Here is a 15,320-nt window from a genome sequence, read left to right on the forward strand (position 1 = left end):
GGCTCCAGTGCCGGTCGAGCTGCGCCCGCCCCCGCCCCCGGGACGTCGATCCCGCAGAGGCACCCTCCCTATCCCGCGTATTCCGGGTACGCGGGGTACCCCGGGTACTCCGGGTATCCCCCGTACTCCACACAACCTGCGTACGCCGCGTATCCCCCGCCTCCGGCCACCGCTGCGGGCTCGGACCCGCGGTACTACCAGGCCCCGACGCCCCCTTACGGTGCTGCTCCCGTCGCCGCGGCAGTGCCCCCTGCACCTGCCCCGGCACTGTCCCCGTCGCAACGCCGAGCCCTTGAGATCACCCTCGCGGTCCTGCGCTCCGTGGGCCTGTTCGCCCTGTGCCTCCTGGGGTCGCTCACGTCACTGGGATCGCAGATCGGCCACGAGGAGGCTCTCAAGCAGACGGGCAACGGGCCGATCGTCATCACGTCGTTCCTGATAGGGCTGGTGCTCCTCGTGGCGGTCTTCCTGCGTCGGCGCTGGCCGGTGCCGATCACGGTCGCCTCGGCGCTCGCAGGTATGGCGCTCTACCTGGACACGACGGTGGGACTCATCGCCTTCACCACCGTGGTCCGCCGGGCCCGCTCCCTGCGGGACCCCATGCCCTGGGCCACGGGGACGCTGCTCGCCGTCGGCACCCTCGTGGCACTCGCCCGCGACGCGAGCCATGGCTCCACCGGGAACTCGATGATCGGCATTGTCATCTCAGGATCCTCTGACTCGCATGACCCGCACGTCATCACCCACGTGCCGGCAGAGCTGGTGCTCTTCCTCGCCGTGGTCGCCATGGCCCTGCCGATCGCCGTCGGGCTGTGGCTGCGCGCACGTGACGGGGAGAAGGAGGCGCGACGCCGCGCCCAGGAAGCCGCCGACGCCTCGGCCCGCGCCGAGCGCGCCGCCGAGGAGCAGACCCGGACCTCGACCCGCCTGGCGGACACCGTCAGCCTGCAGGCCGAGCGCGAGCGGGTGGCCCGCGAGGTGCACGACGGACTCGGCCACCGCCTCTCGCTGCTCGCCCTGCACGCCTCGGCCCTGGAGCGAGGGGTGCTGTCGACGTCGGAGTCCCCAGGCGCCTCGTCCCCTGCGGAGGCCTCGGATGAGGACGATCCCCGAGCCGCCGCCCAGCGCGTGCGGGAGGAGGCCCAGGGCGCCATGCGGGACCTGCGCTCCCTGCTGGCCGTCCTGCGCGAACCGGTGGGCGCCGCCGAGCCCGCCCCGCGCCTGGAGGATCTCAAGGAGGTCGTGGACGGGGTGCTCGCCGCCCACCAGCAGCTGAGCTCGTCGATCTACCTCGATCGTGCCGCCGAGGCCGACGAGGTGCTCTCCCGCGCCGTCTACCGGATCGTCCAGGAGTCACTGACCAACGCCCGCAAGCACTCGCCCGGCACGAGTGTCCAGCTGCGCGTCGAGGGCGGGCCGGACACCGGCATCGACATCACCTGCTCCAACCGGATCCCCCGGCGGGAGCCGGTTTCCGGGCAGGACGCTCACAGCCCCGGGACCTGCGAGGAACCCCGGGCCGACGACGTCGGCGCAGGATCCGGTACCGGAACCGACCTGCCGCCCGGCGACGCGCGGGGCGGATCGGGCCTGAGAGGCATGGCCCGACGGGCGGAGATCTGCGGAGGCACGTTCCACGCCGGACCCGACGGTCATGGCAGGTTCGTGGTGAGCGCGCACCTGCCCTGGCGCTCGGCGGTCTCGCCCCAGAACGGCCACTGACGCTCCGGTCTCGGAACATATCGGCAAGGGTGCTGAGCAGGTGGCCTGAAGAATCGGTGCGCTCCTGGGCCGTTGGGACGGTGATCGTGTCGGTGGACGCACCTAGGCTGGCCTCGTGCCCGACCCCTTCGCCGCCCCGGCCCCCTCGACATCCCAGCCCAGCTCCCCGGTTCGCGTCATCCTCGTTGACGACGACCCGCTCACCCGCGCCGCCATCAAGCCGCTCCTGCGGCCGCGCGAGGACTACGCCGTGGTCGCCGAGGCCGGGGACGGCCGTCAGGCGATCGACGTCGTCGGCCGGGTCGAGGCGGATGTCGTGCTCATGGACCTGGGCATGCCCGTCATGGACGGGATCGAGGCCACGCGCCAGATCTGCGCGGCGCCGCGCCACCCCCACGTCGTGGCGCTGACCACCTGGGACGTCGACGACGCCGTCGTGCGGGTCATCGAGGCCGGTGCCGTGGGCTACCTGCTCAAGTACTCGGCCTCCGAGGAGCTCGACGCCGGGCTGCGCCGGGTCATGGCCGGTGAGTCGGTCCTGTCCCCCGGGGCGCTGGCGGAGCTGCTGCGGTACGTGCGCTCCCAGCCGGCGGCCGCAGCGCCGATGATGGCGGCCTACGACGCCCGCGCCGAGGAGCGTCAGCGCGCCGTGGCGCAGGCCCGGCAGGCCGCCGCCGGGCTCAGTCGGCGCGAGCTCGACGTCATCGCGGCGGCCGCCGAGGGACTGACCACCGAGGAGATCGCCAGTCGGCTGTACATCTCGGCCTCCACCGTCAAGACCCACCTGCACAGCGCCCAGGACCGGGTGGGCGCACGCAACCGGGTGCACCTCGCGGTCCTCGCCGAGCGCGCCGGCCTGCTGGGGTAGGTGTGGTACCAATTCTGATCGGCTGAGTCGCACGGATACGGCTGTGCCCCAGCCTTGGAAGGCCTGGGGCACCAGCCATGTTGCGGGGGATCAAGTTGCTTGGCAGCGGGGCCGCTATTTGGCGACGTACAGAATGATCTCCTTACCTGGGCTAACCGGCTGACCCTCCTGCGGGTTGGAACTGATGACCATTCCTGGTTGGACGTTTGGATCTTTGGACTGTTGAGTCTGAATCGTCACCTTGAACCCTTGAGCTTCTAGGTCGGACTTCACGTCCTGAGAGTCCTTCCCGTTCACTTCCGGCATGACGGAGGCATTTGGATCCGCTGTTGCTGGAGCGGTAGGCGTCGGGGTTGCGGTGGCCCCCGCCCCGCTGGAGAAGTGCACGGTGACCGTGCCTCCTGCGGTGGTGCTGGAGCCTGCGGCCGGGTCGGAGGAGACGGCCTTGCCCTTCTCGACGTCGGTGGAGGTGACGTCGTCGCCGCGCTTGAACTTCAGGCCGGCGTCCTCGATGGTCTTCTTGGCCGTGGCCTCGTCCTGGCCGGTGACGTCGGGGACGGAGGCGTTACCGGTGGAGAGCACCAGGTCGACCGTGGTGCCGCGCTCGACGGAGGTTCCCGCCAGCGGGCTGGTGTAGATGACCCGGTCCTTCTGGATCGTGGCGGAGTCCTCCAGGGTGGTGTTGCCACCCTCGAGCCCGGCGTCCTTGAGGGCCTTGCGGGCGTCCTCCTGGGTCTTGCCCTCCAGGTCCGGCACCTTGACCATCGCCGAGCCGGTGGAGAAGTGGACGGTGACGGTGGCGCCCTCCTCGACCTTCGTGCCCTTCTCGGGGTCGGAGGAGACGGCCAGGCCCTCGCTGACGGTGTCGTTGGCGACCTCGTCCTTGGCGAACTTCAGGCCGGCGTCCTCAATGGTCTTCTTCGCCGACTCCTCGTCCTGGCCGCTGACATCGGGCACGTCGACGGTGCTGACGGTGGCGCTGGGCGTCGGGGTCGGTCGGGTGTCGAAGGCCCCGGAGGCCCACCGGCCGGCGACGACGGCCAGGGCCACGAACAAGAGGAACACGAGGATCCAGATCCAGGTGTGGCTCCTGGACTTCTTCTCGGGCTCCTCGGTCTCCTTCGTCGCGGGCGCCTGTGAGGGCTCGGAGGGCACCTGGGCGAAGGCGGAGGTGGGCTGAACCGGCTCGGCGGCCGATGAGGCCATGACCGAGGTGGCCGGGGACCAGGAGTCGGCGGCCGGCGCGGCCACGGACATGCCCTGAGCGGCCGCCTGGAGGTCGGCGCGCATGTGCGCGGCGTCCTGGTAGCGGTCGTCACGGCTCTTGGCCAGGGACTTCAGGATCACCCGGTCCAGGGACTCGGGGACATCGGCAGCCAGGGAGGACGGCCGCTTGGGGATCTCCCGCACGTGCTGGTAGGCGATGGCCACCGCGGAGTCGCCCTGGAAGGGGGGCTGACCGGTGAGGAGCTCGTAGAGGAGACAACCGGTGGAGTACAGGTCCGAGCGGGCGTCCACGGACTCGCCGCGGGCCTGCTCCGGGGAGAGGTACTGGGCGGTGCCCACCACCGTGTGGGTCTGGGTCACCGTGGAGGCGGAGTCCTCAATGGCCCGCGCGATGCCGAAGTCCATGACCTTCACCGCGCCGGTGGAGGTCAGCATGATGTTTCCCGGCTTGATGTCGCGGTGGACGATCCCCACCCGGTGGGAGTACTCCAGGGCGTCCAGGACGCCGGAGACGATCTCCACCGCCTCCGGGATCGGGACGGCCTCGCCCTCACTGAGGAGCTCGCGCACGGTGTGCCCCTCGACGTACTCCATGACGATGTAGGGGACGGTGCGGCTGGCGCCGCCGGGCTGAAGGAGCTCCTCCTCACCGGAGTCGTAGACGGCGACGACGGCGGGATGGTTGAGCGCCGCCGCGGACTGGGCCTCGCGGCGGAAACGGGCCTGGAAGGTGGGGTCGCCGGCGATGTCCGAACGCAGCAGCTTGATGGCCACGACCCGCGACAGGCGAGTGTCGTAGCCGAGGTGCACCTCTGCCATACCACCACGTCCGATGAGGTCGCGGATCTCGTAACGGCCCGCGAGGACCTGGGGGAACTGACTGGTCACAGTACCTCCTTGACAGGGATGCTCAGCATCAAGGCTGGCATGACCTGATGCGCATGGGCAAGCGTACCCGTGCTGTGCAGGGTGATGACGGCGAGGACCGGGATGATGACTCTCAGGGTCATCAGGTTGAGGCCGAGGAAGGAGCGCCCGGAGGCGTGCCGGGCCGTGCGCGACGGCGTCGGCTCCCCGGCCGCGTGGCGACCGGGACGCACGGTGGCCGGCTGCGGCAGCTCGCGGGTCCGCGGGCCGCGGCGACCGGTGGACTCCCAGCTGAGCGCCTCACGAGGATCCCAGGCGTCCGTGGGCAGGTTCACGACCGCCCGGTCCAGGGCGCGGGCCACCTCGCGCGCCGAGTGCGGCCGGTCGGCCGGCTTCTTGGCGAGCAGCTTGAGGACGATCGCCTGGACCTGCGGCGGGACGGCGTCGGGAAGGGCGGGCACCTCCTCGTTGACGTGGGCGAAGGCGATGTCCACCTGGGTGGCCCCACTGAAGGGGCGGCGCCCCACCAGGGCCTCGTAGGCGATGATGCCCAGCCCGTAGAGGTCTCCGGCCGGGGTGGCCATGTTGCCCATGGCCTGCTCGGGTGCGAGGTACTGGGCGGTGCCCATGACCATGCCGGAGGCCGTCAGCGGACGCTGGTTGATGCCCGTGGAGATGCCGAAGTCGGTGAGCTTGGCCAGGCCCTCGCGGTTGATGAGGATGTTGGAGGGCTTGACGTCGCGGTGGACGACGCCGGAGTCGTGGACGACCTGGAGGGCGCGGGCCACCTGCGCCAGGATCGGCAGGATCTCGGCGGGGGACAGGGTGCCCTTCTCGGCGATGATGTCGGACAGGGCCCGGCCCTGGACGAGCTCCATGATGAGCCAGCCGGTGCCGTCCTTCTCCCCGGAGTCCAGGACGACGGCGAGGTTGGGGTGGCGCAGGCCCTGGGAGTTCTTGGCCTCCGCGCGCAGGCGGGACAGGAAGATCTCGTCCCCGGTCAGCTCGGGCCGCAGGATCTTGGCGGCCACGGCCCGGCCCGAGCGCAGGTCGGTGGCGCGCCACACCTGGCCCATACCGCCCAGGGCGATCTGCTCCACGAGCTCGTAGCGGCCCTGGATCTGGAGTCCGGCAACGGGCTTCACTGGTTCACCGCCGCATCGATGACCTGGGCGGCAACCGGGCCGGCCACCTTGCCGCCGGTGGCGCCGTCCTCGGTCTCGGCGTTGCCGTCGAGCACGACGGCGAGCGCGATCTGGGGCTTGTTGATGTCCGTCCCGGCGAAGCCCACGAACCAGGTGGTGGGGCCGCTGTCCGAGCCGGTCTCCGCGGTGCCGGTCTTACCGGCCACCTGGACCCCGGCGACCTGGGCGCTGGTGCCCGTGCCCTCGGAGACGGCGGTCTGCATGAGGGAGGACAGGGACTTGGCGGTGGCGGAGTCGATCGGGGTGCGGGCCACCTTCTTGGAGGTGGTGCTGACCTCGTTGAGGTCGGGGTCGAGGGTGCGCGAGACCAGGTAGGGGGTCATCTGCTCGCCGTTGTTGGCCACGGTGGAGGCCACCATCGCCATCATGAGGGGGGTCGCCTGCACCGAGGCCTGACCGATGCCGGCCATCGCCGTCTGCGCCTGCGAGTCGTTGTCGGGGTAGGTGGAGGGGGTGACCGTCAACGGGACGGAGAGCTTGGAGTCGAAGCCCCAGCTGTGGGCCTCCTTGGAGAGCTCCTCTTCGCCGACGTCCATGGCCAGCTGGGCGAAGGGGGTGTTGCAGGACTCGGCGAAGGCGTGGGAGAAGCTGGTCCGGCCGCCGCCGCAGGACTCCCCGCCGTAGTTCTCCAGGGAGTGGTTGGTGCCCGGCAGGGTGATGGTGTCGGGGGCGTCGACCTCGGAGTCCGTCGTGATCTTGCCGGTGCGCAGGGCCGCGGCGGTGGTGATGATCTTGAAGGTGGAGCCCGGCGGGTAGCGGTTGCCGGCGATGGCCCGGTTGTCCAGCGGCCGGGAGGAGTCCTCGCTGAGGGTGGTGTTGGCCTCGTTGGCCGCGTTCCCGTCGCGAGTGGCGAAGGCCGAGGGGTCGTAGGAGGGCGAGGAGACCATGGCGAGGATGGCGCCGGTGCTGGGGTCCAGGGCGACGACGGCGCCCTCGCGCCCGGCCAGGGCGTCATAGGCCGCCTGCTGGATCTCGGGCTTGATGGTCAGCTCCACGGCGCCGCCCCTCTGGGAGTCACCGGTGATGAGGGTCTTGATCCGGGAGGAGAACAGGGAGGGGTCGTCCCCGTTGAGCACCGAGTTACCCGCTTGCTCCATGCCGGTCATGGAGGCGAAGGCGGGCGAGAAGTAGCCGGTCACCGGGGCGTAGAGCGGCCCGTTGGCGTAGACCCGCTGATAGTTCTCGGAGCCCTGGCCGTTGTCGGACTTCTCGGTGCTGGCGATGGTGGTGCCGCCGGCCACCAGGATCGGGCCGCGGTCGGTGCCGAACTCCCGGTTGACGGTGCGGCGGTTACGCGGATCGGAGTTGAGGGCGCCGTTGGCGGACAGCGGCTCCCAGATGGCGGGGCGGGCCAGCCCCTGGACGCTGGTGACGGACAGGGACAGCGCGGTGAACATGACCAGCACCAGGAAGGCGACCTGACGAATCTGTCGGTTCATGGCTGCTGCCTCCTGTCGCTGTCATCAGTGAAACCCGGGGCGCGCGATGAGCGCAGTGTCTCCCCGTCCGGTGCGGTGCGCGGTGGAGGCGGTGCCTCCGGGCTGACGGTGACGGTGGGGGAGCCGTCATGCACCGGATTGCCGGGGGCCGGTGCGCCGTACGGCGCGTAGGCCTCGGCACCGGTCGGTGCGGCCGCGTAGCCGGCGTCGTCACCGTCCTGAGGGAATCCGCCGGGGGAGTCGTCGACGACCTCCTCGATGGCCTCCTCGGCCCCGGCGTCCTGGACCTGGCGGCGCAGGGAGACCGGCAGCTCGGCCGTGTCGATGATCCGCGGCGCGTGGGTGGCGGGGCGCCGGGCGGCGTCGGACAGGCGCAGCAGGAGGGCCAGGATGACCCAGTTGGCGATGAGCGAGGACCCGCCGTAGGCCAGGAAGGGCAGGGTGAGCCCGGTCAGCGGGATGAGCCGGGTGACGCCGCCGATGACGACGAAGATCTGCAGGGCGATGGCGAAGGACAGGCCCACGGCCAGGAGCTTGCCGAAGCCGTCGCGCAGCGAGACGGCGGTGCGCAGCCCCCTCTGGATGAGGACGAGGTAGAGCATGAGGATGGCGAGCGTGCCGGTCAGGCCCAGCTCCTCACCCAGCGAGGCGAAGATGAAGTCGGAGTTGGCGAAGGTGACGAGGGTCGGTGAGCCCTTGCCCCAGCCGGCCCCCATGAGCCCGCCGGTGGACATGCCGAACATTCCCGTCAGCAGCTGCCAGGAGCCGCCCGCGGCGCTGAACACCGCGTCGTCGGTGGCGTGGAGCCACCCGTTGATGCGCTGCTGGACGTGGTGGAGGTGCGTGGCGGCGAACCAGGCCGCCGGAAGGAACAGCGCGGCGCCGATGAGCAGCCAGGAGGGGCGGTCGGTGGCGACGTACAGGACGACGACGAACAGTCCGAACAGCAGGACCGAGGAGCCCAGGTCCTTCTGGAGGACCAGGACGCAGATGCTCACGCCCCACACGATGAACAGGGGGCCCAGGTGCCTGGCGCGCGGCAGGCTCATCCACAGGACCTTGCGGCCCACCAGGGCCAGGTTGTCGCGGTTGGCCACCAGGTAGGAGGCGAAGAAGATCGCCAGCAGCACCTTGGACAGCTCGGCCGGCTGGAAGCTCATCGGGCCGATCCGGATCCAGATCCGGGCGCCGTTGATGCTCTGGCCGATGAACGGCAGGAAGGGCAGGACGAGGAAGACCAGGCCCGACCACATGGCCCAGCGGTCCCAGCGTCGCAGGCGCCGGTAGTCGCGCAGCAGGAAGAGCACGGCGCAGAAGAGGATGACGCCCAGCAGTGTCCAGACCAGCTGCTTGGAACCGACGTAGAACTCCCACTGCTCGTTGGCCTCGTAGGCCAGGTCCAGGCGCTGGATCATGGCCAGGCCGATCCCGTTGAGCGCCACCGCCGCCGGCAGGAGGACCGGGTCGGCCCACGGGGCGGTGTAGCGCACCCACAGGTGCATGAGGACGGTCAGGCCGAGGAAGGAGCCTCCCAGCATGACGGTCTGCGCGGGGGAGGAGCCGGTGCGGTTGAGGGCGGTGAGCACGAAGCCGCCCAGGCCGAGGACCAGGGCGACGCCGAGCAGCGCCGCCTCCGCCCACCGGCCCGAGTGCCTCGCGGTGCCGGCGGGCTGGATCGTCGCGACGCCCGCGGGGGCGCCCATGGGGCCTGGAGCAGCAGTCATCTCATCCCTCCTGCCCGGCCTGATCGGGCTGAGCCGGTTCGGCGGGCGCCTCCGGTGCGGGAGCGGGCGTGGGAGTCGTGGTGGGGGAGGGCGAGGCTGTGGAGCCGGAGGGGTTCTGCCCGGAGCCGGCCGGCTTGAGGTAGGAGCGGACCGTCTTGTCGACGTAGGTCTGCGCGTCGCTCATCGAGTTCTGGCTGACGGTGGCCTCCAGGCGCTCGCGGATGTTGTCGTCGAGCCTCTCCACCGGCAGGTCCGCGTAGGCCTTGACCGAGTGGCTCAGCTTAAGGGGGCCGATGGACTGGGGGATCCCCTGGTAGATGGCGACCTGGCCGTCATAGGTGGAGACGTAGTAGCGGGTCTGGGTCCAGCGGTAGAACAGGGCGCTGGCGCCGACGAGCGTGGCCAGCAGGACGATGCTTCCCACAAGGATCCGCCGGCGGTGGCAGCGTCGGGCCTTCTCCTGGGTGGCGGCCTCGGCGGCAATGGCCTCGTCGACGTCGGAGAAGTCCTTCGCGGAGTCGGGCTGCTCCTCCAGGGTGGCCATGAGGGCCGCGGCCTTGGCGGCGGGGCTGGCGCCCTCGGTGTCCTTGGCCTCGGTCCCCTCGCCGGCCTTGCGGTGGGCGGCCGCCGCGCGCTCCTGGGCCAGGCGCTCGGTGGCGGCGCTGCCCACCACCTGGGGGACGGTCTGCGGCTCGGGATCGTCCTTGACGACGTCGAAGACGACGGCGGTGACGTTATCCGGTCCACCGGCGCGCAGCGCCAGGTCGACGAGCTGGTCGGCGGCCTGACCGGGGTCGGCGACGCCGGCCAGCACCTCACCGATGGTCTCGGCGGTCACCGGGCCGCTCAGGCCGTCGGAGCACAGCAGCCAGCGGTCGCCGGGAACGGCCTCGCGGATCGACTCGTCGAGCTGGACCTCGCCCTCGGTGTCCCCCAGGACGCGCAGGAGGACGGAGCGCTGGGGGTGCTGGCGGGCCTGGTCGCGGGTGAGTCGCCCGGTCTCCACGAGGTACTCCACGAAGGTGTGGTCGGTGGTGACCTGGGTGAGGGTGCCGTCTCGCAGCATGTAGGCGCGCGAGTCGCCCACGTGGACCATGGCGAGCTTGTTGCCGCTGCGCATGACGCCGATGCAGGTGGTGCCCAGCCCGGCGAGGTCGGGGTCCTGCGAGGACAGGGTGACGAGCTCGGTGTGAGCGGCCTGGACGGCGTCGCGCATGAGGCCCAGCAGCTCGCCGGCCTGGTGGGAGTCGGCGTCCAGCGGCATGAGGTGCTCGATGGCGACCGCCGAGGCGATGTCTCCGCCCGCGGGTCCGCCCATCCCGTCGCACAGGAGGCACAGGTGGGGGCCGGCGTAGCCCGAGTCCTGGTTGGACTGGCGGACCAGGCCGACGTCGGAGCGCGCGGCGAAGCGCAACGATATGGTCATGAGCGCAGCTCCAGCGTCGTTTGGCCGATTCTGACAGGAATGTTCATGGGGAGCTCCACGGCGCCGTGCACGGGGCGGCCGTCCATCATGGTTCCGTTGGTGGAGCCGAGGTCCTCCAGCCACCAGGCGCCGTCCTTGGGGAAGACGCGGGCGTGGCGCGACGAGGCGTAGGAGTCGTCCAGGACCAGGGTGCACGAGGGTGAGCGGCCGATGATGATGGACGAGGGGCTCAGGGGCACGGTCGAGCCGGCCAGGGGGCCCTCGGTGATGACCAGGCGGGTGGCGCTACGGCGTCGGCCCCGCGGGGGAGGGCCTGACGGCTGCTCAGAGGCGTTCGCGGAGCGCCGACGCGCCGGAGAGGCGGAGGGGGAGTCGGCCATGTCGCGCCGCATGACGCGCACGATGAGGTACAGGAAGAACCACAGCAGGACCAGGTAGCCCAGCCGGAGGATCGTGAAGGCGAGTGCGCTCACCCGTTGACTCCGCTGTTCTGGGTGCCGTCCCAGAACAGGATCTGGGTGCGGCCGATGGTGAGGGTGTTGCCGTCCACGAGCGTGACGGCGTCGACTCGCTGGCCCTCGACGAAGGTGCCGTTGGTCGAGCCCAGGTCGCTGGCGATGGCGTTGCCGTGGGTCAGACGGATCTCCAGGTGGCGTCGTGAGACGCCGGAGTCGTCGACGATGATGTCCGCCTCCGAGCCGCGCCCGATGACGGTGACCGGGCCGGTGAGCAGGTAGCGCTGGCCGTTGATGTCGACGATCGGGTGCGCCGGGGTGGCGGTGGCGGCGGCGGCCGGAGCGGCGGCACCGCGCCGTGTGGAGGACTCGATCTCGATGGCCGGGGCGTTGGGGGTGTTGTTGACGAGGAAGGAGACCTCGACCGGTCCGACGAAGGAGTAGCCCTGGTCGGCGGCGTGAGAGGTGGCGACCTCCTCCATCTGACGCACCATCTCGTCCTGGCCCCAGGCCGTGATGCGCTCGATGCTCGGCGGGGTGAGGTGGATGCGGAAGATGTTGGGAACCACTGAGCGGTCACGCGCGAAGGACGCGGCGCGCTTGTCCATGGTCTCGCGGAGCTTCGAGGCGATCTCGATGGGCTCGATGTCGTCCGAGAAGCGGGACATGGCGCGGTTCGTGACGTTCTCGACGCCCTTCTCGAACTTGTCCAGGAATCCCATGGACAGTACCTCCCCCAATGTGGTGTGGCGGCCCCCGGGATGGAGCCGGGAGGCGGGACTGTCCCGCCTCGCTATGGGCCTGCACGGACCTGCACGCAGGCCGATACCGTTCCCATCGTAACGGTAGCGAAGTCATCGCAGGGAAGACGGCCGCCTCTGTGTGAGGTAATTGTGTCGTGAGCGGTCTCACGGCCGAATAGGGGGCTGAGGATTGGACGACGGCGGGGGTGGCGGGCTAGTCTCATGCTCGCTTCTCGCGCGAGTGGCGGAATTGGTAGACGCGCACGGTTCAGGTCCGTGTGATCTTACGATCATGGGGGTTCGAGTCCCCCCCCGCGCACAGAACGGAAAGGCCCGGGCCATCACGGTCCGGGCCTTTCGCTGTCCGCGACGAGTGGAGCGCCCCTCGGAGCAGTGGGGTCAGCTCGAGGCGGACCGGGGGTGCAGGCGGCGCAGCAGGTACCAGGCGGCCAGGGCCCCGACCCAGGCGCCGACGGCGTTCTGGCCGACGTTGGCCAGCGATGGCCGCCGCTCCAGCATCGGCAGGAGGCTCTGAAGCACCTCGGCGCTCAGCCCGACGACGCAGCCCACCAGCGCCCACATCCACCAGGGGATGTCCCGCCAGCCCGCGACGGCGCAGAAGGTGGCCGGCGCCAGCATGACCAGGTTGAGGACGACGTCCTTGCCCTCCGGGCTGAGGAAGGCCGGTCCCAGCGAGTCCTTGAGATCGGCGACCTCGCGGCCGGAGGGCCACACGACCGCCACGCAGACGATCGCCAGGAGGACGACCGCCGCGCCGCGGGCGATCCGCTCGTGGGAGGTGTTGCGCGGGGCCTGAGGGCTGGACTGCTGGGTGGGCACGCTCACGACGCTACCGCCCGCCCTCCGGGGACTGAGGAAGGCGGGCGGTAACGATCGGAGCACAGGAGTGTGGCCCAGGGCTCAGCAGCAGCTGGCCTTGATCTCCGTCTCGGCCTGCTCGGCCCGGGCGCGCCAGAACTCGCGCTCGCTCATGGGCCCGTGACCCGAAGCGCGACCCGAGCCCTGTCCCGACCCCTGCCCCGAACCGTGGGCGCCGTCGGGGCGGTGCGGGCAGTCGGCGTGCTCGCGGGCGTAGCGCTCCAGGTAGCGGTCGTAGGCGGACTCCCCGGTCAGGTCCCGCCACAGGGCGCGGGCCCGGGCCAGGGCCTCACGCACCCGGCGGCGGGCGCCCGGCCGCTCCGTTTCCCGCCCCGTCTCCTGACCTGCCGGCTGCGCCGTCGGAGGGGTCCGCGTCATGACTTCTCCGCGTGGGCCTTGTGCGGGATGAGGGCCGGGTCACCGACCTGCTCGTACTCCCGGGAGACCTTCTTCATGAGCGAGGAGGCGATCATCGTCTCGGGCGCGTAGAAGTTGGACTCCTGGTACGGGTCCTCCGACGTCGTCGTGTCCCGGTTGCGGATCGTCTGGATGATGCGGATGAGGGCGCAGACCATGACGAAGGCGACCATGACCAGGAAGACGATCGACAGCGTCCCCTGGATCATCGTGTTGCGCACGATCGCCCGGGTCTCCTCGATCTTGGCCGGGTCGCTCAGCGTGGGCAGCAGCGCCTTGGCGTTGCGGTACTGCTGGAAGTAGCCCACGAGCGGGTCGGTGGAGAAGATCTTCTGCCACGACGCCGTGAAGGTGACGGCCGTGTCGAACACCAGCGGGATCGCGGGTATCCACACCCACTTCGTGTAGCCCTTGCGCACCACCATGACGGTGACCACGAGCAGGGCCACGGCCGCGATGAGCTGGTTGGCGATGCCGAACAGCGGGTACAGCGTCTGGATGCCGCCGCGCGGGTCGGTGACGCCCATGAGGAGCAGGGCTCCCCAGGAGGCGACGACGACGGCCGTGGTCCCCCAGGCGCCCACGTGCCAGGACGGGTCCTTGAACCTGGGGAAGGCGTTGCCCAGCGCGTCGGAGAGCTGGAAGCGGGCCACGCGAGTGACGGCGTCGACGGCCGAGAGGATGAACAGGGCCTCGAACATGATGGCGAAGTGGTACCAGAAGCCCATCATGGCGCGCCCACCGCCGATCTGGTGGAGGATGTGGGCGATGCCCACCGACAGGGTGGGGGCGCCGCCGGTGCGCGAGACGACGTTGGGCTCACCGACGTCGCTGGCCAGGCGCTCCAGGGCCTCGGCGCCCGTGTAGGTCTTGGGGTTGCCGTTGTCGTCCCAGGAGTCCCACTCGGGGTTGAGCGTGCGGCCCTGGGCGTCGGTGACACCGAGTTTGGCCACGGCGGCCTCCGCGAGCCTCTCGCAGTGGTGCTCGGGGTCGTCGGCGGTCTTACAGGGGGCGGAGGAGACCACCTCGGGGCCGGCGATCTTGTTCATGGTCGCCGTCGAGGTGTTCATGGAGAAGTAGATGCCCGGGCTCAGCGAGACCGCGGCCGCCAGCGCCATGATCGCCACGAAGGACTCCATGAGCATGCCGCCGTAGCCGATCATGCGGACCTGGGTCTCCTTCTCCACCATCTTGGGGCTGGTGCCCGAGGCGACCATGGCGTGCATCCCGGACAGGGCGCCGCAGGCGATGGTGATGAACAGGAAGGGGAAGAGGGTGCCGGCGAAGACCGGGCCGTCGGTGTTGAAGGCGAACTCGGTGACGGCGGACATCTCCACCAGGGGGCGCACGATGATGATGCCCAGGGCCAGGATCGTGATGGTGCCGACCTTCATGAAGGTCGACAGGTAGTCGCGCGGGGTGAGCAGGACCCACACGGGCAGGACCGCGGCCAGGAAGCCGTAGATGATCATGGCCCACACCAGGGCGGTGGGGGACAGGTGCAGGTAGTGGCCGAAGGAGGACTCGGCCACCCAGCGCCCGCCGATGATGACGGCGATGAGCAGGCCGAAGCCGACGAAGGAGACCTGGGTGATCTTTCCGGGCTGGACGAAGCGCAGCCACAGGCCCATCCCGATGGCGATCGGGATCGTCATGCCCACGGAGAAGACGCCCCAGGGGGAGGCGGCCAGGGCGTTGACGCAGACCATGGCCAGGACGGCCAGGACGATCATGAGCATGACGAAGACGACGACGGTGGCCACGATGCCGCCGACCTTCCCGATCTCGTCGGTGGCCATCTGGCCCAGCGAGCGCCCGCCGCGGCGCATGGAGAAGAACAGGACGAGCATGTCCTGGACCGCGCCGGCCACGAGCACGCCGATGATGATCCACAGGGTCCCGGGCAGGTAGCCCATCTGGGCCGCCAGGACCGGGCCGACCAGCGGGCCGGCGCCGGCAATGGCCGCGAAGTGGTGGCCGTAGAGGACGACGCGGTGGGTGGGGTCGAAGTCGCGCCCGTTGTTGATGCGCTCGGCCGGGGTGGCGTTGGTGTCGTCGGGGCGCATGATGCGCCGCTGGATGTAGAGGGCGTAGAAGCGGTACCCGATCGCGTAGGTGCACACGGCGGTGACCACGAACCAGATGGTGTTGACGTGCTCGCCGCGCACGATCGCCAGCATCCACCAGCCCAGGACCCCCAGGGCCGTGATGACCACCCATGTGGCGATCCGTGCGGGTGTCCATCGATTGTCAGGACGTATGCCGACGGGGACGCCGTCGGCGTTGCGGATGATCCGTTTCTCCTCCTGCTCCGTGTAGGTGGGCAGAGAGGCTTCTTTCTGGGGCAT

Annotated in this window: 12 protein-coding genes and 1 tRNA gene; 3 read left to right on the forward strand and 10 right to left on the reverse strand. The window is 70.4% G+C overall.

Annotated features, from left to right (window positions below):
* Positions 1-243: 243 nt before the first annotated feature.
* Positions 244-1,722 (forward strand): sensor histidine kinase, encoded by a 1,479-nt coding sequence (locus EL340_RS11630; RefSeq protein WP_232023050.1) that lies wholly within the window; start codon positions 244-246, stop codon positions 1,720-1,722.
* 115 nt (positions 1,723-1,837) lie between these two features.
* Entirely contained in the window at positions 1,838-2,590 is a 753-nt protein-coding gene (locus tag EL340_RS11635; protein ID WP_126414689.1) for a response regulator, read from the forward strand.
* Between the two features lie 114 nt (positions 2,591-2,704).
* Here the strand turns inward: EL340_RS11635 and pknB are convergent, their stop codons facing one another.
* Genes pknB through EL340_RS11670 form a run of 7 tightly spaced genes read right to left on the reverse strand, consistent with a single transcriptional unit; the run spans position 2,705 to position 11,655 of the window.
* Positions 2,705-4,705 carry a Stk1 family PASTA domain-containing Ser/Thr kinase gene (gene pknB, locus EL340_RS11640; RefSeq protein WP_126414690.1) on the reverse strand — a complete coding sequence of 667 codons (2,001 nt, stop codon included), beginning with the start codon at positions 4,703-4,705 and terminating at the stop codon, positions 2,705-2,707.
* Entirely contained in the window at positions 4,702-5,829 is a 1,128-nt protein-coding gene (locus EL340_RS11645; protein WP_126414691.1) for a serine/threonine-protein kinase, read from the reverse strand. Before EL340_RS11645 ends, pknB begins: the two co-directional genes overlap by 4 nt.
* Positions 5,826-7,328, reverse strand: coding sequence for a peptidoglycan D,D-transpeptidase FtsI family protein (locus EL340_RS11650; RefSeq protein ID WP_126414692.1), 1,503 nt, complete (start codon positions 7,326-7,328; stop codon positions 5,826-5,828). Before EL340_RS11650 ends, EL340_RS11645 begins: the two co-directional genes overlap by 4 nt.
* On the reverse strand, positions 7,325-9,052 hold the full coding sequence (locus tag EL340_RS11655) for an FtsW/RodA/SpoVE family cell cycle protein (RefSeq protein WP_126414693.1): 1,728 nt from the start codon (positions 9,050-9,052) through the stop codon (positions 7,325-7,327). Before EL340_RS11655 ends, EL340_RS11650 begins: the two co-directional genes overlap by 4 nt.
* Before the next feature lies 1 nt (position 9,053).
* Positions 9,054-10,478 carry a PP2C family protein-serine/threonine phosphatase gene (locus tag EL340_RS11660; RefSeq protein ID WP_126414694.1) on the reverse strand — a complete coding sequence of 475 codons (1,425 nt, stop codon included), beginning with the start codon at positions 10,476-10,478 and terminating at the stop codon, positions 9,054-9,056.
* On the reverse strand, positions 10,475-10,951 hold the full coding sequence (locus EL340_RS11665) for an FHA domain-containing protein FhaB/FipA (protein WP_126414695.1): 477 nt from the start codon (positions 10,949-10,951) through the stop codon (positions 10,475-10,477). Before EL340_RS11665 ends, EL340_RS11660 begins: the two co-directional genes overlap by 4 nt.
* Complete coding sequence (locus EL340_RS11670) at positions 10,948-11,655, reverse strand: FHA domain-containing protein (protein ID WP_126414696.1); 708 nt, start codon at positions 11,653-11,655, stop codon at positions 10,948-10,950. The genes EL340_RS11665 and EL340_RS11670 overlap by 4 nt, the downstream gene beginning before the upstream one ends.
* Before the next feature lie 256 nt (positions 11,656-11,911).
* Between EL340_RS11670 and EL340_RS11675 the strand changes: the two genes are divergently transcribed.
* Positions 11,912-11,995: transfer RNA gene (locus EL340_RS11675), tRNA-Leu, on the forward strand.
* A gap of 80 nt (positions 11,996-12,075) precedes the next feature.
* Here the strand turns inward: EL340_RS11675 and EL340_RS11680 are convergent.
* The 3 genes from EL340_RS11680 to EL340_RS11690 form a co-directional block, all read right to left on the reverse strand.
* A complete protein-coding gene (locus tag EL340_RS11680; RefSeq protein WP_408608548.1) occupies positions 12,076-12,522 on the reverse strand; it encodes a VanZ family protein in 447 nt (148 codons plus the stop codon).
* A 75-nt stretch (positions 12,523-12,597) separates the two neighbouring features.
* On the reverse strand, positions 12,598-12,933 hold the full coding sequence (locus tag EL340_RS11685; RefSeq protein ID WP_126414698.1) for a CstA-like transporter-associated (seleno)protein: 336 nt from the start codon (positions 12,931-12,933) through the stop codon (positions 12,598-12,600).
* Positions 12,930-15,320 (reverse strand): carbon starvation CstA family protein, encoded by a 2,391-nt coding sequence (locus EL340_RS11690; protein ID WP_126415473.1) that lies wholly within the window; start codon positions 15,318-15,320, stop codon positions 12,930-12,932. The genes EL340_RS11685 and EL340_RS11690 overlap by 4 nt, the downstream gene beginning before the upstream one ends.

The organism is Actinomyces viscosus, from assembly GCF_900637975.1.
In the GTDB taxonomy this organism is placed as follows: Bacteria; Actinomycetota; Actinomycetes; order Actinomycetales; family Actinomycetaceae; genus Actinomyces; species Actinomyces viscosus.